Genomic DNA, 20183 nt, shown 5'->3' with positions numbered 1-20183 from the left:
TTGAAAGCGGGCTTTTTTATGCGCCTTTACCAGACAGGCATTTCGTCTTGCAAGAAGGGATTATGCAGGCGCTCATAACCGAGAGTGGATAATGGTCCGTGACCCGGAATAAATGTCACGTCATCCCCCAGTGGCAGCAATTTATCTTTGATTGAAGAAATCAGTTGATTGTGATCGCCACGCGGGAAATCACTGCGCCCTACTCCGCCTTTGAAAATAACATCGCCAGAAATGAGCAGCCTTGCCTGCTCATTAAAAAACACCACATGACCCGGCGTATGCCCGGGGCAATGTAACACCTGTAAAGTCACATTCCCTATGCTGATGGTATCGCCTTCGTTCAGCCAACGATCTGGCGTCAGCGGCTGGCACTCTTCCAGACCAAACATACGACTTTGCGCAGGCAAGCCTTGCAGCCAGAACTCATCTTCTTTTTCCGGGCCAAAAACCGGCACGCCGTAATGTTGCGCCAGTTCCGCCGCTGCGCCAACGTGGTCCAGATGACCATGAGTCAGCAGGATCTGCATCAGTGTCAGGCCGCTGGCATCAACTTCCTGTTTGATTTTTTCCGCATCGCCGCCAGGATCGACCAGTGCGGCCAGACGGGTTTGTTCACACCAGATCAATGAACAGTTCTGGGAGAATGCGGTGACCGGAATAATACGATAGTTCATACTGCCCCTGTTTCGTTAAGCGATTACTACCAGTGCCGTGCTGGCCCGGTATCAATATGCACAAAGTTACTACGTGGGTAATATCCTACACCACCTGCGCGCATAGATAACGCGGCTTTGCGAATATTGCTTAACGCGATACCTTCAATGTGGAAATCCATCGCCTGGCCTTTGGTGTGATAGCTTTTCTTCGCTACTCCACGGCTGCGGGCGCGTAGTTCATTGTTGGTATCAATGGAACGATAACCGGAAATGAGTTGCACCGGTTTGCGGGTGCCTAACAACCCTTGCAGGCGATACAACTGGTCGAATAATCCTGGGTCGATGGACTTTATTTTGTTCGCGCGGTAATCGCGGAAAAAATGGTTAAGTTTTGCCAATTCTTCCTGAATATAGCCTCTGCCATCGAAAAACTCCGCTTTGATTGACTCTCCGGTATGAAGATTATTGAGTGTCAAAATGCGCGGGCGTGGGGTAGAGAGTGTTGCAAACGCCGGGGTCGGCAGGATGGCGGCACCGAGTGCAACGCCACCAAGCGCCAGCAGTTTGCGGCGATTAGCGTCGAATTTGTCCATGATAATCAAGTCTACAGGTCAATGTTATCGTTTATATGCACTTCTGGCGCACAAGAGGCACCTTAACCGCCCGTAAAGAAGACGTCAAGATGACTCAACCCCAGCAGTGACGGGGGCTGCAGAGAATCGCCCCCGATCATGCTAATTATTACGACAACTGATTTCCCCGAACTGCTTCATTTACCTGATTAATTGTTCCGCTTTCGATACAATTTGCGAGCTGGATCGCGCAGGCAGATCATAATTGTAAATATCTGTACGATACTGGGTACGACCATCAGCACCAACAAAGGCCGTCAGATAGTAGAGATTCACCGGAATCGACTGCCGAATATTGACGTAACGCGTATCGCCCTGCTTCAGCGCATCAGAAATACGTTTGTCATTCCATCCTGCATCCTGCAACAGCATATTCGCCAGATCGGAAGCTTTATTCACTCGTACACAGCCTGAGCTCAATGCGCGTGTATCACGTTTGAACAGATTGTGGTTCGGCGTGTCATGCAAATAAATGGCCTCTGAACTCGGCATATTGAATTTATAGCGCCCCAGCGAGTTCCGTGGGCCTGGAGCCTGCTGGAAACGGAACGGTAAATTCGAGGCCGTGATTGTAGACCAGTCAACCTGCCATGGGTCAATCGCTTCTCTGCTGTTCCAGCCGCGCATCACCGTATAGCCATGGCTTTCGAGATATCCCGGATCGTTGCGCACTTTCGGCAGAATATCTTTGCGTGCCAGAGTTGGTGGTACGTTCCACGGCGGGTTTACCACTACGTTGTTAAGTGCACTGCTCATCATCGGCGTTTTGCGATCGGGGCGACCGACAATGACTCGCGAATCCAGCACCTGATTGCCGTTCTGATAGTAGACCAGCGAATAGGCTGGAATGTTAACCATGATCCCGGTAGAAAGCTCTGTTGGCAGCAAGCGCAATCGCTGGATGTTGAGTGCCAACACGCCAGCACGCTGGGCGGGCGTTACGTTTAACCAGTCACGCGTTGCCGGGCCAATAGCACCATCTGCTCCCAATCCTTGCCATGCCTGAAAACGTTTAACGGCTTCCACCAGTTCATTATCGTAGGCGGCGCGAACGGCAGGCGCAGGTTTACTACGAGACGTAGTTTGTTTGTCCATCAGCTTAGTTTCTGCTGTTTCAACAGTAACAGCCGATGGGCTGACTACCGCGTCAGTTGGCGTGTCATCGCCAGGTAGCGTAATTTTCGGTCCCCCGTCCAACATGCCTGTACGTTGCAATATTTCGCGCAACGCCGGTACGTCGTTACTCCACTGTCCTGGGCGCAACGTTGCTTTACCGGTCAGTTGAGGCCACGGTTTGGTGTCACTGAGTAAGGCCAGTAACGATTCATGCATCGCCGCATATTGCGGATGCTGCGGTGCCAGTCCTGCAACAAACGTCGGCAATTGACCTTTATCCAGCGCCAGCTGCCATTGGTTAATCACCGAAAGCGGCGGCGTTGCAAGCGCATAAGGTTTACTGCTATATAGCCAGCGAGTGCCTTTGACCGGAATATTTGCAATGAAATGGAGATAGCCCATCATCGCATCAGAGAGCACCACGTCGCGTGCCATCCCGTTAACACCAGGATCGGTCAGTAACTCTACCCATTTATTAAACTGCGGCTGGAAACCGGCAATCGCCACCTCTGCCAGCTGTTGCTGGAAGGCTTTAACAGCATCACGGTTTTCCCACATGGGTTGCATATCGCGTGCGGCATACAACAATTGAAGCTGGTTAAGATAAACCGGCTTATAACCTGCGGGTAATTGAGATTCGATTTGCGTGCGGGCTTTTTCAGCCGCACCTTCAGGCAATGGCTGGATCCCCGCCATTATTGCCGTGGCTTGCGCCTGCGGCAGTGCCTCGCCCTGTTCACTAACAGCCACCGGGCTGTCGCCAGGGATTACTTCAGGCTCATCGGCCTGCGCATTGAACAGTGGAGCGAATGTTACGGCCAGGCACAAACTGATTGCCGACAGCCGACGACCACACATCATATTAAGCAACATCCCTTGCCCCCTGTTTTTATCATACTCTGAATAGCCAGGCTGTTATTTTACGACTTGCCTGTACAACGCCAATACTCACGAAAGTATGACGAGCAAGCCTGTTACTCATCAGGCTTATCTTCAGTATATAAACGCCGATACGTTTTTACATAACCTAATGTAAAGAAGTTTAAAGAAAAGCGCGCCGTAATGTGCCACTTTTTTAGTGCAGAAACGGAGTTTTCGGAAAAAGAAAAGGCGGCATTGCTGCCGCCTTAATTTTAACTCGCCTGAGAAGGCGCTTCGTCACTTCCTGGAAGCGTTTCAGGGAGTTGAGGCGCAAATCCTCGCAGGCCGACGACGTGAACGTGTTCGGTATTCTGGAAGACTTTACGTACCAGTTTATAGGTGGTGCCTTTCTCCGGGCTGATATTTTCCGGCGCTGCGATAATGAGCTGCATTTGCAAACGTTCACACAATTCAAACAGCGTGGCGATGGAACGGGCGTCCAGTCGCGCTGCTTCATCGAGGAACAGCAGGCGGCAAGGAGAGATATCTTTACCGCGCAGGCGGCGAGATTCATCTTCCCAGCTTTGTACCACCATCACCAGAATCGACATACCGGTACCAATCGCCTCACCGGTCGACAATGCACCAGACTCTGCACGCAACCAGCCATCGGAACCACGGTTAACCTCAACTTCCATTTCCAGATAGTTGCGGTAATCCAGCAGTTCTTCACCGATGGTCTGCGGCGTGCGCTGCCCCATATCAATCTGCGGGTTAAGACGTTGATACAGTTTCGCCAGCGCTTCTGAGAAGGTCAGGCGGTTGCTGTTAAACAGATCCTGATGCTGCTCGTGCTGTTCAGAGAGCACATCCAGCAGCATGGCGTGCGTTTCACGTACGTTCACGTTCAGACGTACGCTGTTCACCTGGCCAAACGATACGTTCTGCAACCCCTGGTTGAGCATACGGATACGGTTCTGCTCGCGCTGAATGGTTTTGCGAATGATGTTCGCCACGCTGCGGGAACTGATCGCCAGTTTCTGTTCACGAGAGGTTAATTCTTCGGTCAGACGGCTAAGCTCGATCTCCATCTGTTCGATAGCTTCCACCGGATCATCGGTACGAATAATATCCTGACGAATACGTTCACGCAGATGCTGATAAACCGCCACGAAGAACTGAATTTTACGTTCCGGACGTTTTGGATCTTCCGACATCCGCAGCACGTCGCGCAGATGTTCGTTATCCGCCACCGCCAGACGCAGCGCACCTAACGCCTTATCCGACATGGAGCGCAAATCATCAGCGGAGAGATAAGCCAGCTCACGACGGTGTAAGCGACGCTCAACGCCATTATCTTTCACCATGCGCATCACCGCACACCAGCCCGCTTTGGCGGTCACTACCTGCTCGCGCATCTCAAAGTAATCCCGCTCCAGCTTGCGCAGTTTACGGGTCAGGTTGTCCATCTCCGCTTCGCAGAAGGTAAGCGCTTTTTCCAGTTGATTGCGTCGTGAACGGTTATTGCTCAGTTGCGCGTGCAACTCGTCACGGCGAATACGTGCCCGCTCTTCTGCCCCGCTATCAGCACGCACGCCGATATCCTGCAATTCACGTTGCAGATCGTTAAGTAGCTCTTTTTTGGTGTCATACGAACTTTTCAGCGAAGCCAGCACCTGGTTGTACTGATTCAACTGCGCTGCGTGTCCGCGCAACGCTTCACGAGCGCGGGTACGCTCCGCTTCCGCCTGTTCCAGACGTTCACGCAGTTTTTCGTTGAGATCGCTGTTACCGCTAAGCATTTCTGCCGAGTCAGAGTAGCTAAAGTGCGCACGACGCTGCACCACTTCCGTCAGGGCAAACGCCTGCTGACGGGCATCGCGCTGCATCTGCTGAGAGTACGCGTAATCTTCTTTTAATTGTTCGAACTGTTCCGGGTCGCTCTGCAATACCGAAACGATCGGCTCCAGTTTCGCCAGTTGATTGCCAAACTGCTGAACAAAACGCGCGGCTTCCTGGGCTTCATCCAGACGTTCGCGGATTTCATCGACGCGATCCGCCAGGCTGTCATCAGCCAACAGGTTGAGACGCGGCAGAATGCGGTTCAGCGCCGTAACGCCCTCTTTCGCCTGCTCAAACTGAATACGCTGCTGCTGGTTATCATTTTCATGATTACTCAACGCCCGTTCCAGTTCGACGCGACGGCTGTTCAGTTGACGGATTTCTGCTTCCGGGTCAGACTCAAACGCCACCGCCAGATGACTGCCGATAAAGCGGCTGAACGCCTGATGCAGACGCTGGGTTTTCTGTACATCAAAGGAAAGCGTGGCGAAGCGTTCGGAAAGCACTTCCCGCTCGGCATGGAGGCTTTCAATACGGCTTTCACGCGCAGCACGACCAAACAGCGGCACTTCCGGGAAACGTGAATAACGCCACTGACGATCGGCGATTTTCACCACCACCGCTTTTTCCAGCTCATCAACGCTGAACACGCTGTCATCGAATGACTGCGGATCCCCTTCGATCAAATAGAGATCTTCCGGGCAATCGGTCAAGCCTTCCAGGTGTTCGGTTACCTGTGACAGATCTGGCACCACGATGGCGTGGCGTGACGGGCCATACAGTGCTGAGAAGTACGGCGCATCTTCCAGGCTAACGTCGTCATAAATTTCTGACAGCAGCACACCACCAAAACGCTCCGCCAGCGCGTTCAGACGCTGATCTTCAGAACCACCTGGCTGGCTTAAACGTTCGATCTCTTCATCGACGGCGTTTTTGCGCGCGCCTACTTCATCGCGTTCAACAATTGCCTCGCGCTCACGCTCCAGCAACTGTTGCAGAAATTCGGTGACATCCTGGCTGGAGGTGAACTCTTCGCCGCACTGTTCGCTCAACTGGTTGAGACTGTTTTGCGCTGCCAGCCAAACCGGCGCACGCTGCATCAAACTCTGAATGCGAGACTGCAGCTGTTCCTGCTCCTGGCGCAGTGCCATCCGCTCTTCTCGGGCGTTAGAGACGCTATCGGAAAGAGAGGCAATGCGTGCTTCCAGCTCCTGATGCAGAGCTTCCAGTTCATCAATATCAAAATTCTTGCCCTGACGTTTGCAGAAATCTGCCAGCAGACGCTCAGCTTCTTGCTGCTCACGCAGACGCTGTTCCAGTTCGCTTAAGCGCATCCGCAACGGCTGAACCTGCTCTGCCAGGTGACGCTGATCGACCCCTTCGCGCAATAGTTCGCGAGCGACATCCCACGCCTCGTTACGCGCCAGCGGGCCGTTGATTGCCACCACCAGCTGATAAGCCTGCTCAAACTGGCTGTGCGCGGTTTGCGCCATGCTCATTTTCTGCTCAAGAGAGAGCATTTTTTCGGTCGCTTCCAGCTCTTTCGCCTGGAAGGTTTCCAGCCATTCGGCAGCGCTGTCGGCGGTTAAGTCCGGCAGATGGCACAGTTCTTTGGCACGATTAAGCGCAGCAATCGCCTGGTTATACTGGATCGCGCGCGTTTGCTGGACGTCCAGCGCCTGCTGGTAGTCAGCAAGCTGGCTTTTCAGCTCGTCCACTTCCAGTTCGGCAGCTTCCGCACGAGCCTCGTTCTCTTCCTGGCGTTCGATGGCTTCTGCCACCACTTCGTTTTGCTCTTCCAGACGGATCTGCAGCTCATCGAGATCCGCTTCGTAGCGTTCGATCTTCTCCTGCTGACGCAGTGCGGTTTGCACCAGGTTCAGGTGATCGCTGGCCGCCTGATAATCCGCTTCCAGATCGCCTTCGGCACCGTTGTGCTCAGCCAGCTCTCGCGCCATGTCGACGTGTTTGTACTGCTCAGCCGCCAGTTGCTGACGCGAAGTATGTAGCTCGCGACGAAACTCCAGGGCCTTATCGAGATGAACACGGCGCTCGTTGGCGTGACGCATGTAGTCCGCCGCCACGTAGTTGGTGGCTTCGCTGATCAGATGCTTAAACAGGTCACGGTCCGACTGGGTGACACGAATCGCTTCCAGCGTCATGCGGTTTTCACGCAGCGCCGCTTCCATGTCCTGGAACGCTTTCCGCACCCCACTGTTTTCCGGCAACAGGTAGTCGCGCAGAGAACGAGTAATGGCGCTGGAGATCCCGCCATACAGCGAGGCTTCGATCAGACGATAGAATTTACTACGGTCAGACGCTGAGCGCAGACGACGCGCGATGATGCCCAGATCGAACATCAGCGAGTGGTAATCGGTAATGGAGTTGAACTGTTTAAACTGCACGCCTTCCATCGCCTCGAGCTTGTCTTTCAGCTCGTTAAGCGGCAGCACGCGCGCCTGGCGTTCGTTCAGAGTTTCGGTCACCAGTTGTGTCGGCTGCACCGACATCGGCAGTCCCTGAATGGCAAACGGCTTGATATCCACTTTACGATCGCGTCCGGCAACCTGTTGCAGACGCACACCGACCACCACGCGCTGGTGACGCGAGTTAATGGTGTCGAGCATCGAATAACAGACACCCGCTTTCAGCTTACCGTGCAGACCTTTATCGCGCGAACCGCTGGTGGCCCCGGCTTCCGTAGTGTTACGGAAATGCAGCAGGGTCAGATCGGGGATAAGCGCCGTAACGAACGCCGCCATGGTGGTGGATTTACCCGCCCCGTTACCGCCAGAAAGCGTCGTGACCAGCTCGTCAAGGTCAAAAGTTCGGGCAAAAAAGCCGTTCCAGTTAATCAGCGTCAGTGAGCGAAATTTACCGCGTTCAATCATTATTCTTCCTCTCCGCTATCTGGCTGACTCTCTTCGGTTTCATCGTTGAGTTGCAGATGATTTTCAATCGGCATTGCTTCACCATCACGAATCAGGCGACGCTGTGCTTCACGGGGATCGTCGCCAGCACGCACATCGGCGCCGAAGCGGAACACCGATTCGGTAATGCGGAACTTGCTGCTGTCGTGGCCCATAAACCACACCATGCCTAAACGACGCAGACGGTTGAGCGAAGAACGTACTTTTTCCTGCAACTTCTGACGGTCAACGTCTGAACCGGTTGAACGGTTGTTCACCAGTTTCAGCAGTTTCGCTTCATCGGCCAGGGTGAGCAGTTCGTCGTACAGTTCCTGTTGAGTAAAAATCCCCTCATTCGCCAGCCGTTCCGGGCTGAGATAGAGATAACAGAGGATTTTCCCGACCATCATATCCAGTTCCGACAAGACGGAACGAGGGATCAGCGTGGTGGAACGTGGGCGTAGATAGAAGAACCCTTCCGGTGCACGAATAAGCTCAACGTTATAACGCGCGTAAAACTCTTCCAGATATTCCTGAAAATCCATCAGGAATGCATGATTATCCAGTTCGTCGAGGCCAATATGGCGGCCTGAACGTAAGGCGCTATCCAGCGCCGGAAATAACGGATTCGCCAGCGCCTGCGCCAGCTTAACCGGCATCACTTGTTCAATATTTGTCGATGACATGCGCCTGTACCTTGGCTCCGTAATCATTAATCGGCTGCCATTTCGCTGGCAGTCCGGTGAAATCTGCTTGCGCTACGCCAAGACGTACCGCCTGATCAATAACAATGCGCGCAACGTCAAAGTGACGTGCACGCGGATACTGTGACAGATATTCGCGTACCACCAGACCAAGATCCAACGGCACTTGTCTGGTTTTGTACACGGCAAGTTGTTCTTCGATGATCGCCGCCAGCTGTTCGCGGATCTCGTTAAACTCTTCGTACTCCAGATCCTCAGGAAGTTCCCCAGTCACTTCTTCATCGCGCAGTACCATCTCTTCGTCACGCATATCCAGCAGACGATCGGCATTGGCATAAGTTAGCGCCCACGGCTCATCAAAATAGGTTTGTACCGACTGACGTAACCGCTGAGCAAAGACGCGGTTTTTATCCATATCGATCGCAGTACGAATAAATTTGTGTACGTGGCGGTCGTAGCCAATCCACAAGTCGATGGATTGCTGGCCCCAACTGATAATACGGTCGAGTTTGCTCTGAAGATCGAACACCAGACGATCGACAAAATGCAGGTCGTCATGGGTCATCGTCGCATCCTGAATGCGTAACAGGTTGGCCTGCAATTTATCGCCTGCCGCTTCCAGCGTATCCTGCAATTCACGCAGCGTTCCGGAAGTTTCTGAAAGCAACAATTCACAGCTGGAAATCGCCGCCCGCCAGTCTTTGTTCAACAACTGGGCGATATCATCCTTCACCTGCTGCTGCTGTTCATCCATCAGACGTTGCGTCAGGTCGATACTGTCGAAAATTTCTGCTACCGAATATTTCAGTGGCGCATAAACATTGCGGTGCCAGTGAAATTCATCACCGCCCTCTTCGGCGGCATCTGCTGCGCGTTTGAGCTCACCCGCCACAATCGACAATTGCATAGAAAGGCGCAGCGTAGAAAACTCGCGCTGACGAATGTAATAGTCAGTGATGCCGATGCCGAGCGGCGTCAGACGGTAAATTGCGTTCCCTTCCGCCTGCTCGCTGGTAAAGCGGTTCAGCAGACGTTGACGCACCATGTCGTTGATCGCGTTGTTGGCGCGCACGCCGATGGTTTCGCTGGTTTGCTCAAACGCATCACTCACATGGCGGAATGCATCCACCAGCTCGCCTTCACTCATCTCACCATCCAGACGCTCGCCGTTCAGCGTGGCAACCGCCAGCAGAAAAGAGAGTCGGTCTACCGGCAGCGAGATGGAGAAGTCATTTTTTCTGGCCCAGGCAACCAGTTCGGGGACTGTCTGGGAAAATTCACTCATACTTTATCCTTGCTCTGCGGTTTGCGCGCGGTGACATGAATATAACGCCCCAGGGTAATATACGGTTCCTGACGGCAATAACGCGTTTCTAATTCAAGTAATGCTTCATAGCAGTCGCGCTGCTGGTGCTTCTCACGCAGATAATCATGAAACACGCGAACGCCTGTCTTACCCAGAATTTGCCAACCAGCTTCTTCCAGCCACAGATAAACCTGCGCCGGGTCGCGTGGATAATCTGGCGAAAGCGTCCGTTTTTTCTTTTTCGGCATTCCCGCCTGCACGTAATCAAAATTCCCGGCGACCATGTTATGCATCAACAAACCATGCGCATTGTAGAACATTAACGACAACACGCCGCCTGGACGCAACACTGACCACAGGGTCTGTAATACGCTGCGGGGATCGGCCACCCACTCGAGCACCGCATGGAACAATATCAGATCAACGGGCGTTTCCAAATGCGAAGCAACATCCTGAGCGGCGCAATGTATAAATTGCATGTTGTCGCTCACACCTTTTGCTTCTGCCGCCTGTTTTGCGCGGTCGATCATCTGCGCAGAAAGATCGCATAAAATGACCTGATGCCCGCGCTCGGCCATTTTGATTGCGGTCTGCCCTTCTCCACCGCCAGCATCCAGCACACGCAGTTTTTGCGGGCCTATTTCTGCCAGCACGCGATCGAGATCCTGCCACAGAATAGCCTGTCGAAGCTGCCCTTTGGTGGTGCCGTAAATGTTACGGGAAAACTTTTCCGCAATATCATCAAAATTGCGATCCTGCATTGCTTTCTCCACCGGTTGGCTAAGACGTTTTCTGATAAAGACGCTATTTTGTCACAGCCACGGCGAGAATGAACCCGTCTGGTGTAATATCGCTGGCGATCCCTTGCTATATGGTTAAAAAAGGAACCAGAAAGGATGCTTTTTACACTGAAAAAAGTGATTGGCAATATGTTGCTGCCACTTCCGCTAATGTTGTTGATTATTGGCGCTGGCCTGGCGCTGCTGTGGTTTAGCCGTTTTCAAAAAACCGGGAAGATTTTTATTAGCATTGGGTGGCTGGCGCTCTTGTTATTGAGTTTGCAACCGGTAGCCGACCGCCTGCTGCGTCCCATCGAAAGCACCTATCCGACATGGAATAATTCGCAAAAAGTGGACTATATCGTGGTGCTCGGAGGTGGTTATACCTGGAACCCGCAGTGGGCGCCGAGCTCTAATTTAATCAATAACAGTCTGCCACGCCTGAATGAAGGTATTCGCTTATGGCGCGAAAATCCGGGATCAAAACTGATCTTCACGGGAGGCGTAGCTAAAACCAATACGGTGAGCACAGCCGAAGTCGGTGCCAGAGTTGCGCAATCGCTGGGCGTGCCGCGCGAGCAAATTATCACCCTGGATTTGCCAAAAGATACCGAAGAAGAAGCTGCAGCAGTGAAACAGGCGATTGGTGACGCACCTTTCCTGCTGGTGACCTCCGCATCACATCTGCCGCGGGCGATGATCTTTTTTCAGCAGGAAGGGTTAAATCCGCTACCAGCCCCGGCGAATCAGTTGGCCATCGACTCGCCGCTTAATCCGTGGGAACGGGCAATCCCTTCTCCGGTTTGGTTGATGCATAGCGACCGCGTTGGCTATGAAACGCTTGGCCGGATCTGGCAGTGGCTGAAAGGTTCGTCAGGCGAGCCACGGCAAGAGTGATTTTGATGCCAGATCGAAGTTACGCCGATTAAATCGTCCGGTGTTGACCAGTTGCGCAACTTCATCCCATAACACATACAACCAACGCCGCCAGATGAACGACTCCGCCACTGGCGCGCGTTGCAGATAACTCCAGAGCAAATCTTCCGCCAGAGAATTATCCATTAGTCGGAACAGTTCGTATTCTCGCGGTGCCCAAAGCATTAGTCCCGGTCCGACCATCGCCAGTAACTGATCGCTGCGCGAATCTTTCAGCATGCTGCGTAAACAGAAGTTACCGTGAATCAGTACACAATTGTCGTTAAAGCCTTCAAATAATGCCGGGAGACATTCGCGAGTGCGAAACAGGATCCGCTTATCCTGCATCGATAGACCGGTGTTATTGAACTGATTGAGCGTGGTCCATAGCACTTCAACATGTTGCCGGTACCATGAGGGCCAGAAATTTTCCTGAGTATTGTCGACCGCGCCGACGCAACCACGACTGTCCTGACGGTGCCAGGCCAGTAAGGCTTCAACGATTTGGTCTTTGAGTTGTTCCCAGCGTTCTGGTGTTCGGGCTGGTGCCTCCACCGAAACACCACGCATTCGCTCCAGTAGCAGGACATCGGGGCCGGGGTGTTCTTCATGCGTCATCACACCATAAATAGTCGGCATACGGACAGTCCCACTTCTTGCCAGCATGGTGGTTTTCCATGCCAGTTGTCGGGCTTTTCCGGGCGTACTAAAGCTTCTTGCCATTAACGGCATTGGGTTTCCCTGGCTGTCATACAAAGCCCACAACGCCGTATCCGCTTTTTCATTGACGCACTCAATACGACTGAGTTTTTCGCCCAGTAAATGGCTTAATTCGGCACGCAGCTGTTCCATTCAGATTACCCTCATAAAAGCTACTGCTTTCATAATGAGCGCCAATATAAAAGATGTCACCTGAATGAGATCAATTGTTGAAAAGAAAAATTGAGGAAAATCGTAACGGTACGACACTCCTCCCAAAATTGGCTGGAGTGTCGTGAAGTGAAATTAGCGCATTTCAGCGCGAACGCGCTCGAGATCTTCAGGGGTATCCACACCTGTGCCAGGAACTTCCTGGGCGACAGCAACGTGGATTTTTTCGCCATACCACAGAACACGAAGCTGCTCTAACATTTCGATATGTTCTAACGGACTTGGCTGCCAGGTAACATAACGACGGATAAAGCCTGCTCGGTAGCCATAAATACCAAGATGACGCAGGAAGTTATCGCCAACGGTTTCAAGGTCTTTTGCAAAACGATCACGATCCCACGGAATGGTGGCGCGAGAGAAGTACAGTGCGTACCCTTCGGCATCGAGAACCACTTTCACCGCATTCGGGTTAAACGCTTCTTCCGCATTGTGGATTGGCACCGCCAGAGTCGCCATACCCACCTGACGCTGAGCGAGGTTATCAGCAACCTGACGAATGATTGTCGCAGGGATCATCGGTTCATCACCCTGCACATTAACGATCACCGTGTCGTCGCTGAATGCGCATTTTTCGACAACTTCCGCCAAACGTTCTGTACCTGACTGATGATCGGCGCGCGTCATACATACTTCGCCGCCAGCGGCTTCAACAGCGCGGGCAACATCCTCATGATCGGTTGCCACGATGATGCGCTCGGCACCTGATTCGCGCGCGCGTTCAAGAACATGAACAATCATGGGTTTGCCGTTAATATCAACCAATGGTTTACCGGGCAGACGCGTGGACGCGTAACGCGCGGGAATAATGACCACAAAACTCATGATTTACCCTCATCAGCAGTCAGCACGCGGGCTTCCGTTTCCAGCAACACTGGAATGCCATCGCGCAGCGGGAAAGCCAGGTTGTCCAGTTTGCAAATAAGCTCTTGTTTTTCCTGGTTATACCAAAGTTTTCCGTTGCAAACCGGGCAGGCAATGATTTCAAGCAGACGATGATCCATAGTTCCTCCAGATGGATCGGGTTATGAATGCATAAATCTTATCATAATCATTTATGCGACGGGGTCTATTTCCCAGCCGGCGCGGCAATCAGTAAAGAGGCCTTGCGAGCAGCGTCCTAATGTCACCCGCGTTGCCTGCTGCCAGTTAGCGAAATCAGTAATCGCCTGACGTAACCCTTTTTGCAGCGTTGTCGTTGGTTTAATGCCTTCCTGTAACCACAGAGAGATAACTTCAAGGATGCCTTTCTGGCGATGCATTTTGGAATCCATTCGCCCAACTAATTGCCCACGATGTAATAACGGCAGAACAAAATAGCCATACTGGCGTTTCGGCGCTGGGGTATAGCACTCCAGCCGGTAGCTAAAATCAAAAAGCTGCTCCGCGCGTTTGCGATCCCAGACAACAGGATCAAAAGGCGAAAGTACCGCGCTGTGCGTTGCAGTGAGCTTTCCGGCGAGCGCACGCTCGAGTAGCGGCAGCAAATCAGCATGCAGCCAAAGATTGCCCAATTTTTCAACATGCACAGCAATGATTTGCTGCTGTTCAGCCCTCGCTTCACGCCACGCCGCCAGTGCCGGACGTTTTAGCCGGTAGTAATCTGCCAGCCACTGTTCGCGAAATATTCCCAGGCTACGCGCACTGTTATCCAGCATGATGATTTCTGCTTCTGCTTGCGAAACGAGATCGCGCTCATCATCCCAGTCAGGCATGACACGGTGGGTTAAATCATAAACGCGCTGGAAGTTGCGCCGTTCAATCACCATCACCTTTCCGGCAGTAAATAAACCTTCCAGATGTCGTTTATGCGGCTTCCACTCCCACCAGCCGCTTGCACCTTTACGAGGATGCTCAAAATCGGCTGAACGTACCGGCCCCCTATCATGAATATGCTGAATTAACAGTGCAATTTCCGCCGCATGTTCCTGCATCCAGGCGTCTTTATATTTCCAGCCCATTTTTTCAGGTGCCAGCATGCGGTGGCGAATAAGACGAAAATCGCTACGCGGCATAAAGCAGGCTTCATGCGCCCAGTATTCCATTAATTCGCCACGCGCCAGAGACTCATCCAGCCACTGGGCAGGATAATTTCCCAGACGACTGAAAAGCACCAGATATGGGCTACGGGCAACAATATTGATGGTATCGATTTGCAGCAAGGACATGCGGGAGATCGTTGCCGGAATATCCTCCAACGACGCTCGACGGTGGGGTTTGTTTAACAGGCCTTGTGCAGCGAGATGAAGATTACGCGCATCAGCAAGGGAGAGGTGCGGCAGAGACATTCATGACTCCATCAATCGAACGCTGCCGCGGCGTAACTAGTTGCCAGAAGCCAGCGAAGTTAGTTGCGCAAGCAGTTTCGCTGGTTCATCACCTGAAAGCTGTGCGTCTACAGGCAAATACCACCAATTTTCTTCTGCAAAGGCCCGGCATTTCACCGCATCTTTTTCAGTCATTACCAGCGTTTGTCCGGCGCTTACCAACGCGCTGACATCCGCATGATTCAAAAACTGATGATCGGCCAGCGGTACACATTTTTCGGGTTGTACGCCACACATCTTCAGCGTGGCAAAAAAGCGCGGCGGATGCCCAATCCCCGCAATCGCCACCACATGTTCAAGCTGAGCAACGTCACAACGTGTACCGGTACGTAAATTCACCGCCTGACCCGGCAGCAGATGCATGGGGATTTCACCGCTGCGGGGGACACCGCCGTTGACGATTACCGCATCAACCAACTTTAAGCGCCCTGCTCGCTCACGCATTGGCCCCGCCGGCAACCACCAGCCATTGCCAAAGCGACGCACACCATCAATAACGACAATTTCCACATCACGCGCCAGACGATAATGCTGTAAACCATCGTCAGTTACGATGATCTGCACATCAGGGTGTTGCGCCAGAATGGCTTTTACCGCGTCAGAACGCACGGGAGAAACCGCAACAGGCGCGCCAGTGCGTTGATAAATCAACACAGGCTCATCACCCGCCTGTGCTGTGGTGGTATCTGCCGACAATAACAGCGGATAAGATTCAGCCTTACCACCATATCCCCGCGATACGACCCCCACGCGAATACCGCGCTGTTGCAGCTGTTCCACCAGCCAGACAACGACCGGGGTTTTTCCGTTGCCGCCTGCAGTGAGATTTCCAACCACGACAACCGGTACGGGGGCACGCCAGGCGCGCTTCAGTTTTAGTTTATAGCAAAGACGGATCGCGCCACTCACCAGGCCATACAACCAGGAGAGTGGCAGCAATAGCCGCCATAAAGGGGACTCACCAGACCAGATTTTTTCGATCATTGGCCAAACTGCATTTTGTGAAGTTGCGCGTAAACGCCACGGTGCTCAAGCAAATCGTTATGCGTACCGCGTTCCACAATGACACCATCCTCGACAACCACGATTTCGTCTGCCTTTTCAATGGTAGACAAGCGGTGGGCAATCACCAGAGAGGTACGGTTTTTCTGCAACTCATCCAGTGCTGCCTGAATCGCACGTTCGGATTCGGTATCCAACGCCGAGGTAGCTTCGTCCAGAATCAGTATCGGGCTATCACGCAACAAGGCTCGAGCGATAGCAATACGCTGACGCTGACCGCCAGAGAGCAACACGCCGTTTTCACCAATGACTGTATCGAGACCGTTATCCATCTTATTGATGAAGTCCATGGCGTAGGCCATACGCGCAGCTTCTTCAATTTGCTCACGGCTGTACTGTTCAGTCCTTGCGTAAGCAATGTTGTTGGCAACCGTATCGTTAAACAGATGGACATTCTGCGACACCAGAGCAACCTGGTTACGTAACGACGCCAGGGTATACTCGCGCAGATCGTGACCATCCATCAGGATTTCGCCTTCATCAATATCGTAAAAACGTGTGATTAGGCTGGCGATGGTTGATTTACCTGAACCAGAGCGGCCAACCAGAGCAACCGTCTTCCCTGCCGGAATTTTCAGGTTGATGTTACGCAATGCAGGCACATCACGTCCCGGATAAGTAAAGGTGACATTGCGAAACTCCACGTCGCCAGTCGCACGCTCGATCACGCGCTTACCTTCGTCTTTCTCCTGCTCACTGTCCAGAATGGTAAACAGCGTCTGACAAGCCGCCATACCGCGCTGGAACTGGGCGTTAACGTTGGTCAGCGATTTCAGCGGACGCATAAGTGCAATCATTGAAGAGAAAACAACGGTAATCGTACCGGCAGTCAGGCTATCCATGACACTTGGGAAGCTTGCCGCATACAGAACAAACGCCAGCGCCAAAGAGGCGATCAGCTGAATGATCGGATCAGAGATGGAAGAGGCTGAAACCATTTTCATCCCCTGAAGACGCATTCGGTTGCTGACTTTATCGAAGCGTTTCGTTTCCACTTCCTGACCACCGAAAATCAATACTTCTTTATGGCCTTTCAGCATTTGTTCGGCGCTGGTGGTCACCTGCCCCATGGTGTTCTGCATGTTTTTACTGATGTTGCGAAAACGCTTCGATACAACGCGAATCGCAATCGAAACAATCGGTGCCAGCACAATCAAAATGATCGACAGTTGCCAACTGTAATAGAACATCATGATGAACAGGCCGATGATCGACGCACCTTCACGCACAACAGTAATCAGTGCGCCGGAAGAAGAAGAAGCGACCTGTTCGGAATCGTAGGTGATACGTGACAACAGCGTACCCGTTGACTGTTTGTCAAAGAATGAAACCGGCATTCCCATCATGTGACCAAACAGGCGGCGACGCATAGTCATTACCACCTTTCCTGATACCCAGGAGATACAGTAGCTGGAGATATAGCTGGTGATACCACGTAAAATCATCAGCCCGATCACCACCAGCGGCATCCACATCAGCACGGAGCGATCTGTTTTACCAAAGCCATCATCAAGAAGTGGCTTAAGGAGCGATAACATGAAGGTATCGCTGGCTGCGTTGAGGATTAACGCTACGCCCGCCACGATCAGACCCGCTTTAAAAGGCGCAATGGTTGGCCACAGTCGGCGGAACGTCTGCCACGTAGAGAGATCTTTGTCGTTATGCATTCAAAAAACCAGCATTTGTTGAAATAGCCGCATATTCTACCCGTTATCCACTGGCACGCCAAACCACTGATGATACCAACGAGGTAAAATTTGCTCTCTGAGGCTGCTAATCCACCAGCCTTGCGCTGAAAAATTGACCGTTATTTGCCCCTGATGTGGAGTATCAAGCCACTTATAACCCTGTTGATGATAGCGATATTTAACTTTGCTTGAGGGCAGTCGCCATGCGTTATAGCGCGATGCCGATGCGAGTGCCACTTTTCCATTCACTCGCTGAATTAATGGCAACGATGATGAGGTATTACTGCCATGGTGAGGTACCTGAAGTAATGTTGCCTGCATTTGCTGCCAGTAACGGCTTAGCATCTTTTGTTCAGCGGGGGCTTCAATATCACCGGTTAGAAGAATGCTATTCGTCCCGTCATCAATCTTAACCACACAGGAATGGTTATTTCCTTTATCGTTGCTACCTTGTAAAGGCCAGTGCGCGCTGAAACGCAATCCTTGCCATTGCCACGCTTCGCCACGCACACAGGGCTGATGATGTTCCCAGTTTAACGGACTTCGGATCCATAACATCGGCCATGTGTGCAATATTGAGTCCAGCCCTCCCCGGTGATCCAGATGTTCATGACTCAAAATAACGCCTTCCGGTTCAAGATTATGCCAGTGGAGCCAGGGGATAATCAGTTGTTGCCCACTATCCCCTTCGGGCCAGGCCAGTCCCGTGTCATAGAGAATCGCTTTGCCGTTTCGCGCAATGACCATTGCCAGCCCCTGCCCGACATCAAGCATGTACACTTGCCACTCGTCAGGTCGAGGTTTTTGCCACAGCGGCAAGCACATCAGCAAGCCTACAGCCACACACATTGCTGGCAACGTTCGCCAGGCGTTTAATCGCCATACCACCAGTAAGAACCATGGGGAAAATGTTAGCCATTGCCAACGTTCAGCAATGTTGATCCACCCTTCCGGCAAACTCTTTAACCCCCAGAAAAGTAAAGCCAAAGACCGGTCGGCAAGAAACCATAACCCTTGTTCCAGAATAAACGGCCCGCTTAAATGCACAACCATCGCGGCGAGAATCAACGGAACCGTGATAAATGTCACCAGGGGAATTGCAAAAAGATTTGCAATAAACGAGGTCAGACTAATGCCATGAAATATGACAATTTGCACGGGCATAAGCAGGAGGGTGATTCCCAGTTGCAGATGGATGAGGGAAACAACCGCGCGCAATACCGGCGGCAGCTGCCACTCCGGACAGGGAAACCACTGATACCAAAAAATCAGTGCCGCGACCGCAGCGGCAGAAAGCCATAAACTTTGCGAGAGAATGGCAACAGGATCCATCAGCAAAATTGCCGCCAGACAACATATCCATACATCCCAGCCACTCCATTGTCGTCCACTTAACTTAAGCATTCCCCAAATGGCAAGCGCCACCACGGTACGCAATGCAGGAGGTTGCATTCCCGTAAGCCAGGCATAAAAAGCAGCACAGCAGATTCCACCAATTAATGGCATTTGCCAGTGGAGCCAGCACCCAGGCAGAAAAACTTGCCCACCGCGAATGAGTCCTGCAGCCAGCAACGCCGCAAAAGCGATGTGCAATCCTGATATCGCCATTAAATGCGCCGTTCCAGTATCACGCATGATATTTTTGATTTCTTTGGGGACGGATAACCGTTCCCCCATACCTAATCCAAGAATAACCGCGTTCCACATATAGGGTTGCAGCGTTGTTTGTAGTGACGCCAGATACTGTGCACGCAGGCTACAATTCGGTTCAATGACACTTGCCTGCAGAAAACGGCCGGTGAGCGGTTGATGCTGGGCAATGGCATAACGCTGGCTATCAAAGCCGCCATCATTAAGTTGACCATGAACTGCACGAACTTTGAGTTTCATTGACCATACTTGTCCGGCACAAACCGCTTGCGGAAGATATTCGCCATACAGTACGAGGCCTGGCGCAGGGAATATACGTCGACCTTGTAGATGAGTAATTTGACCGTAATGAGTGGTCATGCCGTCAGTAGCAATGATCTCAACAATTGCATCCTGCGTCGCGCCAGTTAAGGTTTCTCCTGCCCACAAAATTTGCTTTGCTGCTAATATGCCCCAAACGAAAAACAGCAACGTCAGCGCGATATAACGGACGGTTTTAACAGGGATAAATGCCAGTACACAGGCGAAGAGAGTCAGAAACGCAAGGGTTACTGTCCCTGGCAATTGGGGCAAAATCAGCAACGGAAAAATTCCGCAAATTATGCATACGCCGACTGTCGTTATTTTCATGCACCCTCCCTGTTTATAGAAAGTGTGCAACTTTGTTGAACGGTTGTCTGGTGGGAGTTTTGCGTTCCCCGAGGCACGTTCAGAAGAATTTAACGATAGGGTGAAAACTGCTCAAAACTCTGCGAGGCAGCTTCCAGTTCCAGATTAGAGAAATGAAAAAAGCACCCGACAGGTGCTTT

Annotated in this window: 15 protein-coding genes; 1 reads left to right on the top strand and 14 read right to left on the bottom strand. The window is 52.1% G+C overall.

Annotated features, from left to right (window positions below):
- Window positions 1-26: 26 nt before the first annotated feature.
- The 7 genes from gloC to cmoM all read right to left on the bottom strand — a co-directional run bounded on the left by gloC (window position 27) and on the right by cmoM (window position 10787).
- Window positions 27-674, bottom strand: a complete 648-nt coding sequence (gene gloC / locus ACJHX4_RS03770) for a hydroxyacylglutathione hydrolase GloC (RefSeq protein ID WP_001109456.1) — start codon at window positions 672-674, stop codon at window positions 27-29.
- A 26-nt stretch (window positions 675-700) separates the two neighbouring features.
- Window positions 701-1249 (bottom strand): YcbK family protein, encoded by a 549-nt coding sequence (locus ACJHX4_RS03765; protein WP_001295932.1) that lies wholly within the window; start codon window positions 1247-1249, stop codon window positions 701-703.
- Between the two features lie 180 nt (window positions 1250-1429).
- Window positions 1430-3277: a L,D-transpeptidase gene (gene ldtD, locus ACJHX4_RS03760; RefSeq protein WP_000925990.1), complete on the bottom strand. Its 1848-nt coding sequence runs from the start codon at window positions 3275-3277 to the stop codon at window positions 1430-1432.
- 260 nt (window positions 3278-3537) lie between these two features.
- A complete protein-coding gene (gene mukB / locus ACJHX4_RS03755; RefSeq protein ID WP_000572654.1) occupies window positions 3538-7998 on the bottom strand; it encodes a chromosome partition protein MukB in 4461 nt (1486 codons plus the stop codon).
- Entirely contained in the window at window positions 7998-8702 is a 705-nt protein-coding gene (mukE, locus tag ACJHX4_RS03750; RefSeq protein ID WP_001295931.1) for a chromosome partition protein MukE, read from the bottom strand. The genes mukB and mukE overlap by 1 nt, the downstream gene beginning before the upstream one ends.
- Complete coding sequence (mukF, locus tag ACJHX4_RS03745) at window positions 8683-10005, bottom strand: chromosome partition protein MukF (protein ID WP_001288856.1); 1323 nt, start codon at window positions 10003-10005, stop codon at window positions 8683-8685. The genes mukE and mukF overlap by 20 nt, the downstream gene beginning before the upstream one ends.
- Window positions 10002-10787: a tRNA uridine 5-oxyacetic acid(34) methyltransferase CmoM gene (gene cmoM, locus ACJHX4_RS03740; RefSeq protein ID WP_001295930.1), complete on the bottom strand. Its 786-nt coding sequence runs from the start codon at window positions 10785-10787 to the stop codon at window positions 10002-10004. Before cmoM ends, mukF begins: the two co-directional genes overlap by 4 nt.
- Before the next feature lie 135 nt (window positions 10788-10922).
- Here cmoM and elyC point away from each other — a divergent pair, with 135 nt between their 5' ends.
- A complete protein-coding gene (gene elyC / locus ACJHX4_RS03735) occupies window positions 10923-11702 on the top strand; it encodes an envelope biogenesis factor ElyC (RefSeq protein ID WP_000899600.1) in 780 nt (259 codons plus the stop codon).
- Here elyC and ACJHX4_RS03730 read toward each other — a convergent pair.
- The 7 genes from ACJHX4_RS03730 to ACJHX4_RS03700 form a co-directional block, all read right to left on the bottom strand.
- Window positions 11679-12572, bottom strand: coding sequence for a YcbJ family phosphotransferase (locus ACJHX4_RS03730; protein WP_000436917.1), 894 nt, complete (start codon window positions 12570-12572; stop codon window positions 11679-11681). The two genes, elyC and ACJHX4_RS03730, sit on opposite strands and share 24 nt — an antisense overlap.
- 153 nt (window positions 12573-12725) lie before the next feature.
- Window positions 12726-13472 carry a 3-deoxy-manno-octulosonate cytidylyltransferase gene (gene kdsB / locus ACJHX4_RS03725; RefSeq protein WP_000011610.1) on the bottom strand — a complete coding sequence of 249 codons (747 nt, stop codon included), beginning with the start codon at window positions 13470-13472 and terminating at the stop codon, window positions 12726-12728.
- Window positions 13469-13651, bottom strand: coding sequence for a protein YcaR (ycaR, locus tag ACJHX4_RS03720; protein WP_000350057.1), 183 nt, complete (start codon window positions 13649-13651; stop codon window positions 13469-13471). The genes kdsB and ycaR overlap by 4 nt, the downstream gene beginning before the upstream one ends.
- Window positions 13652-13702: 51 nt before the next feature.
- On the bottom strand, window positions 13703-14935 hold the full coding sequence (gene ycaQ, locus ACJHX4_RS03715) for a crosslink repair DNA glycosylase YcaQ (protein ID WP_000056492.1): 1233 nt from the start codon (window positions 14933-14935) through the stop codon (window positions 13703-13705).
- 36 nt (window positions 14936-14971) lie between these two features.
- Window positions 14972-15958 carry a tetraacyldisaccharide 4'-kinase gene (lpxK, locus tag ACJHX4_RS03710; protein WP_000570547.1) on the bottom strand — a complete coding sequence of 329 codons (987 nt, stop codon included), beginning with the start codon at window positions 15956-15958 and terminating at the stop codon, window positions 14972-14974.
- On the bottom strand, window positions 15955-17703 hold the full coding sequence (gene msbA / locus ACJHX4_RS03705; RefSeq protein WP_000551259.1) for a lipid A ABC transporter ATP-binding protein/permease MsbA: 1749 nt from the start codon (window positions 17701-17703) through the stop codon (window positions 15955-15957). Before msbA ends, lpxK begins: the two co-directional genes overlap by 4 nt.
- A gap of 36 nt (window positions 17704-17739) precedes the next feature.
- Window positions 17740-20004 (bottom strand): ComEC family protein, encoded by a 2265-nt coding sequence (locus ACJHX4_RS03700; protein WP_000705731.1) that lies wholly within the window; start codon window positions 20002-20004, stop codon window positions 17740-17742.
- Between the last annotated feature and the right edge of the window lie 179 nt (window positions 20005-20183).

The organism is Escherichia sp. WS2035, from assembly GCF_046487065.1.
Lineage (GTDB): Bacteria > Pseudomonadota > Gammaproteobacteria > Enterobacterales > Enterobacteriaceae > Escherichia > Escherichia coli.
This window is presented reverse-complemented; position numbering and strand designations above follow the sequence as displayed.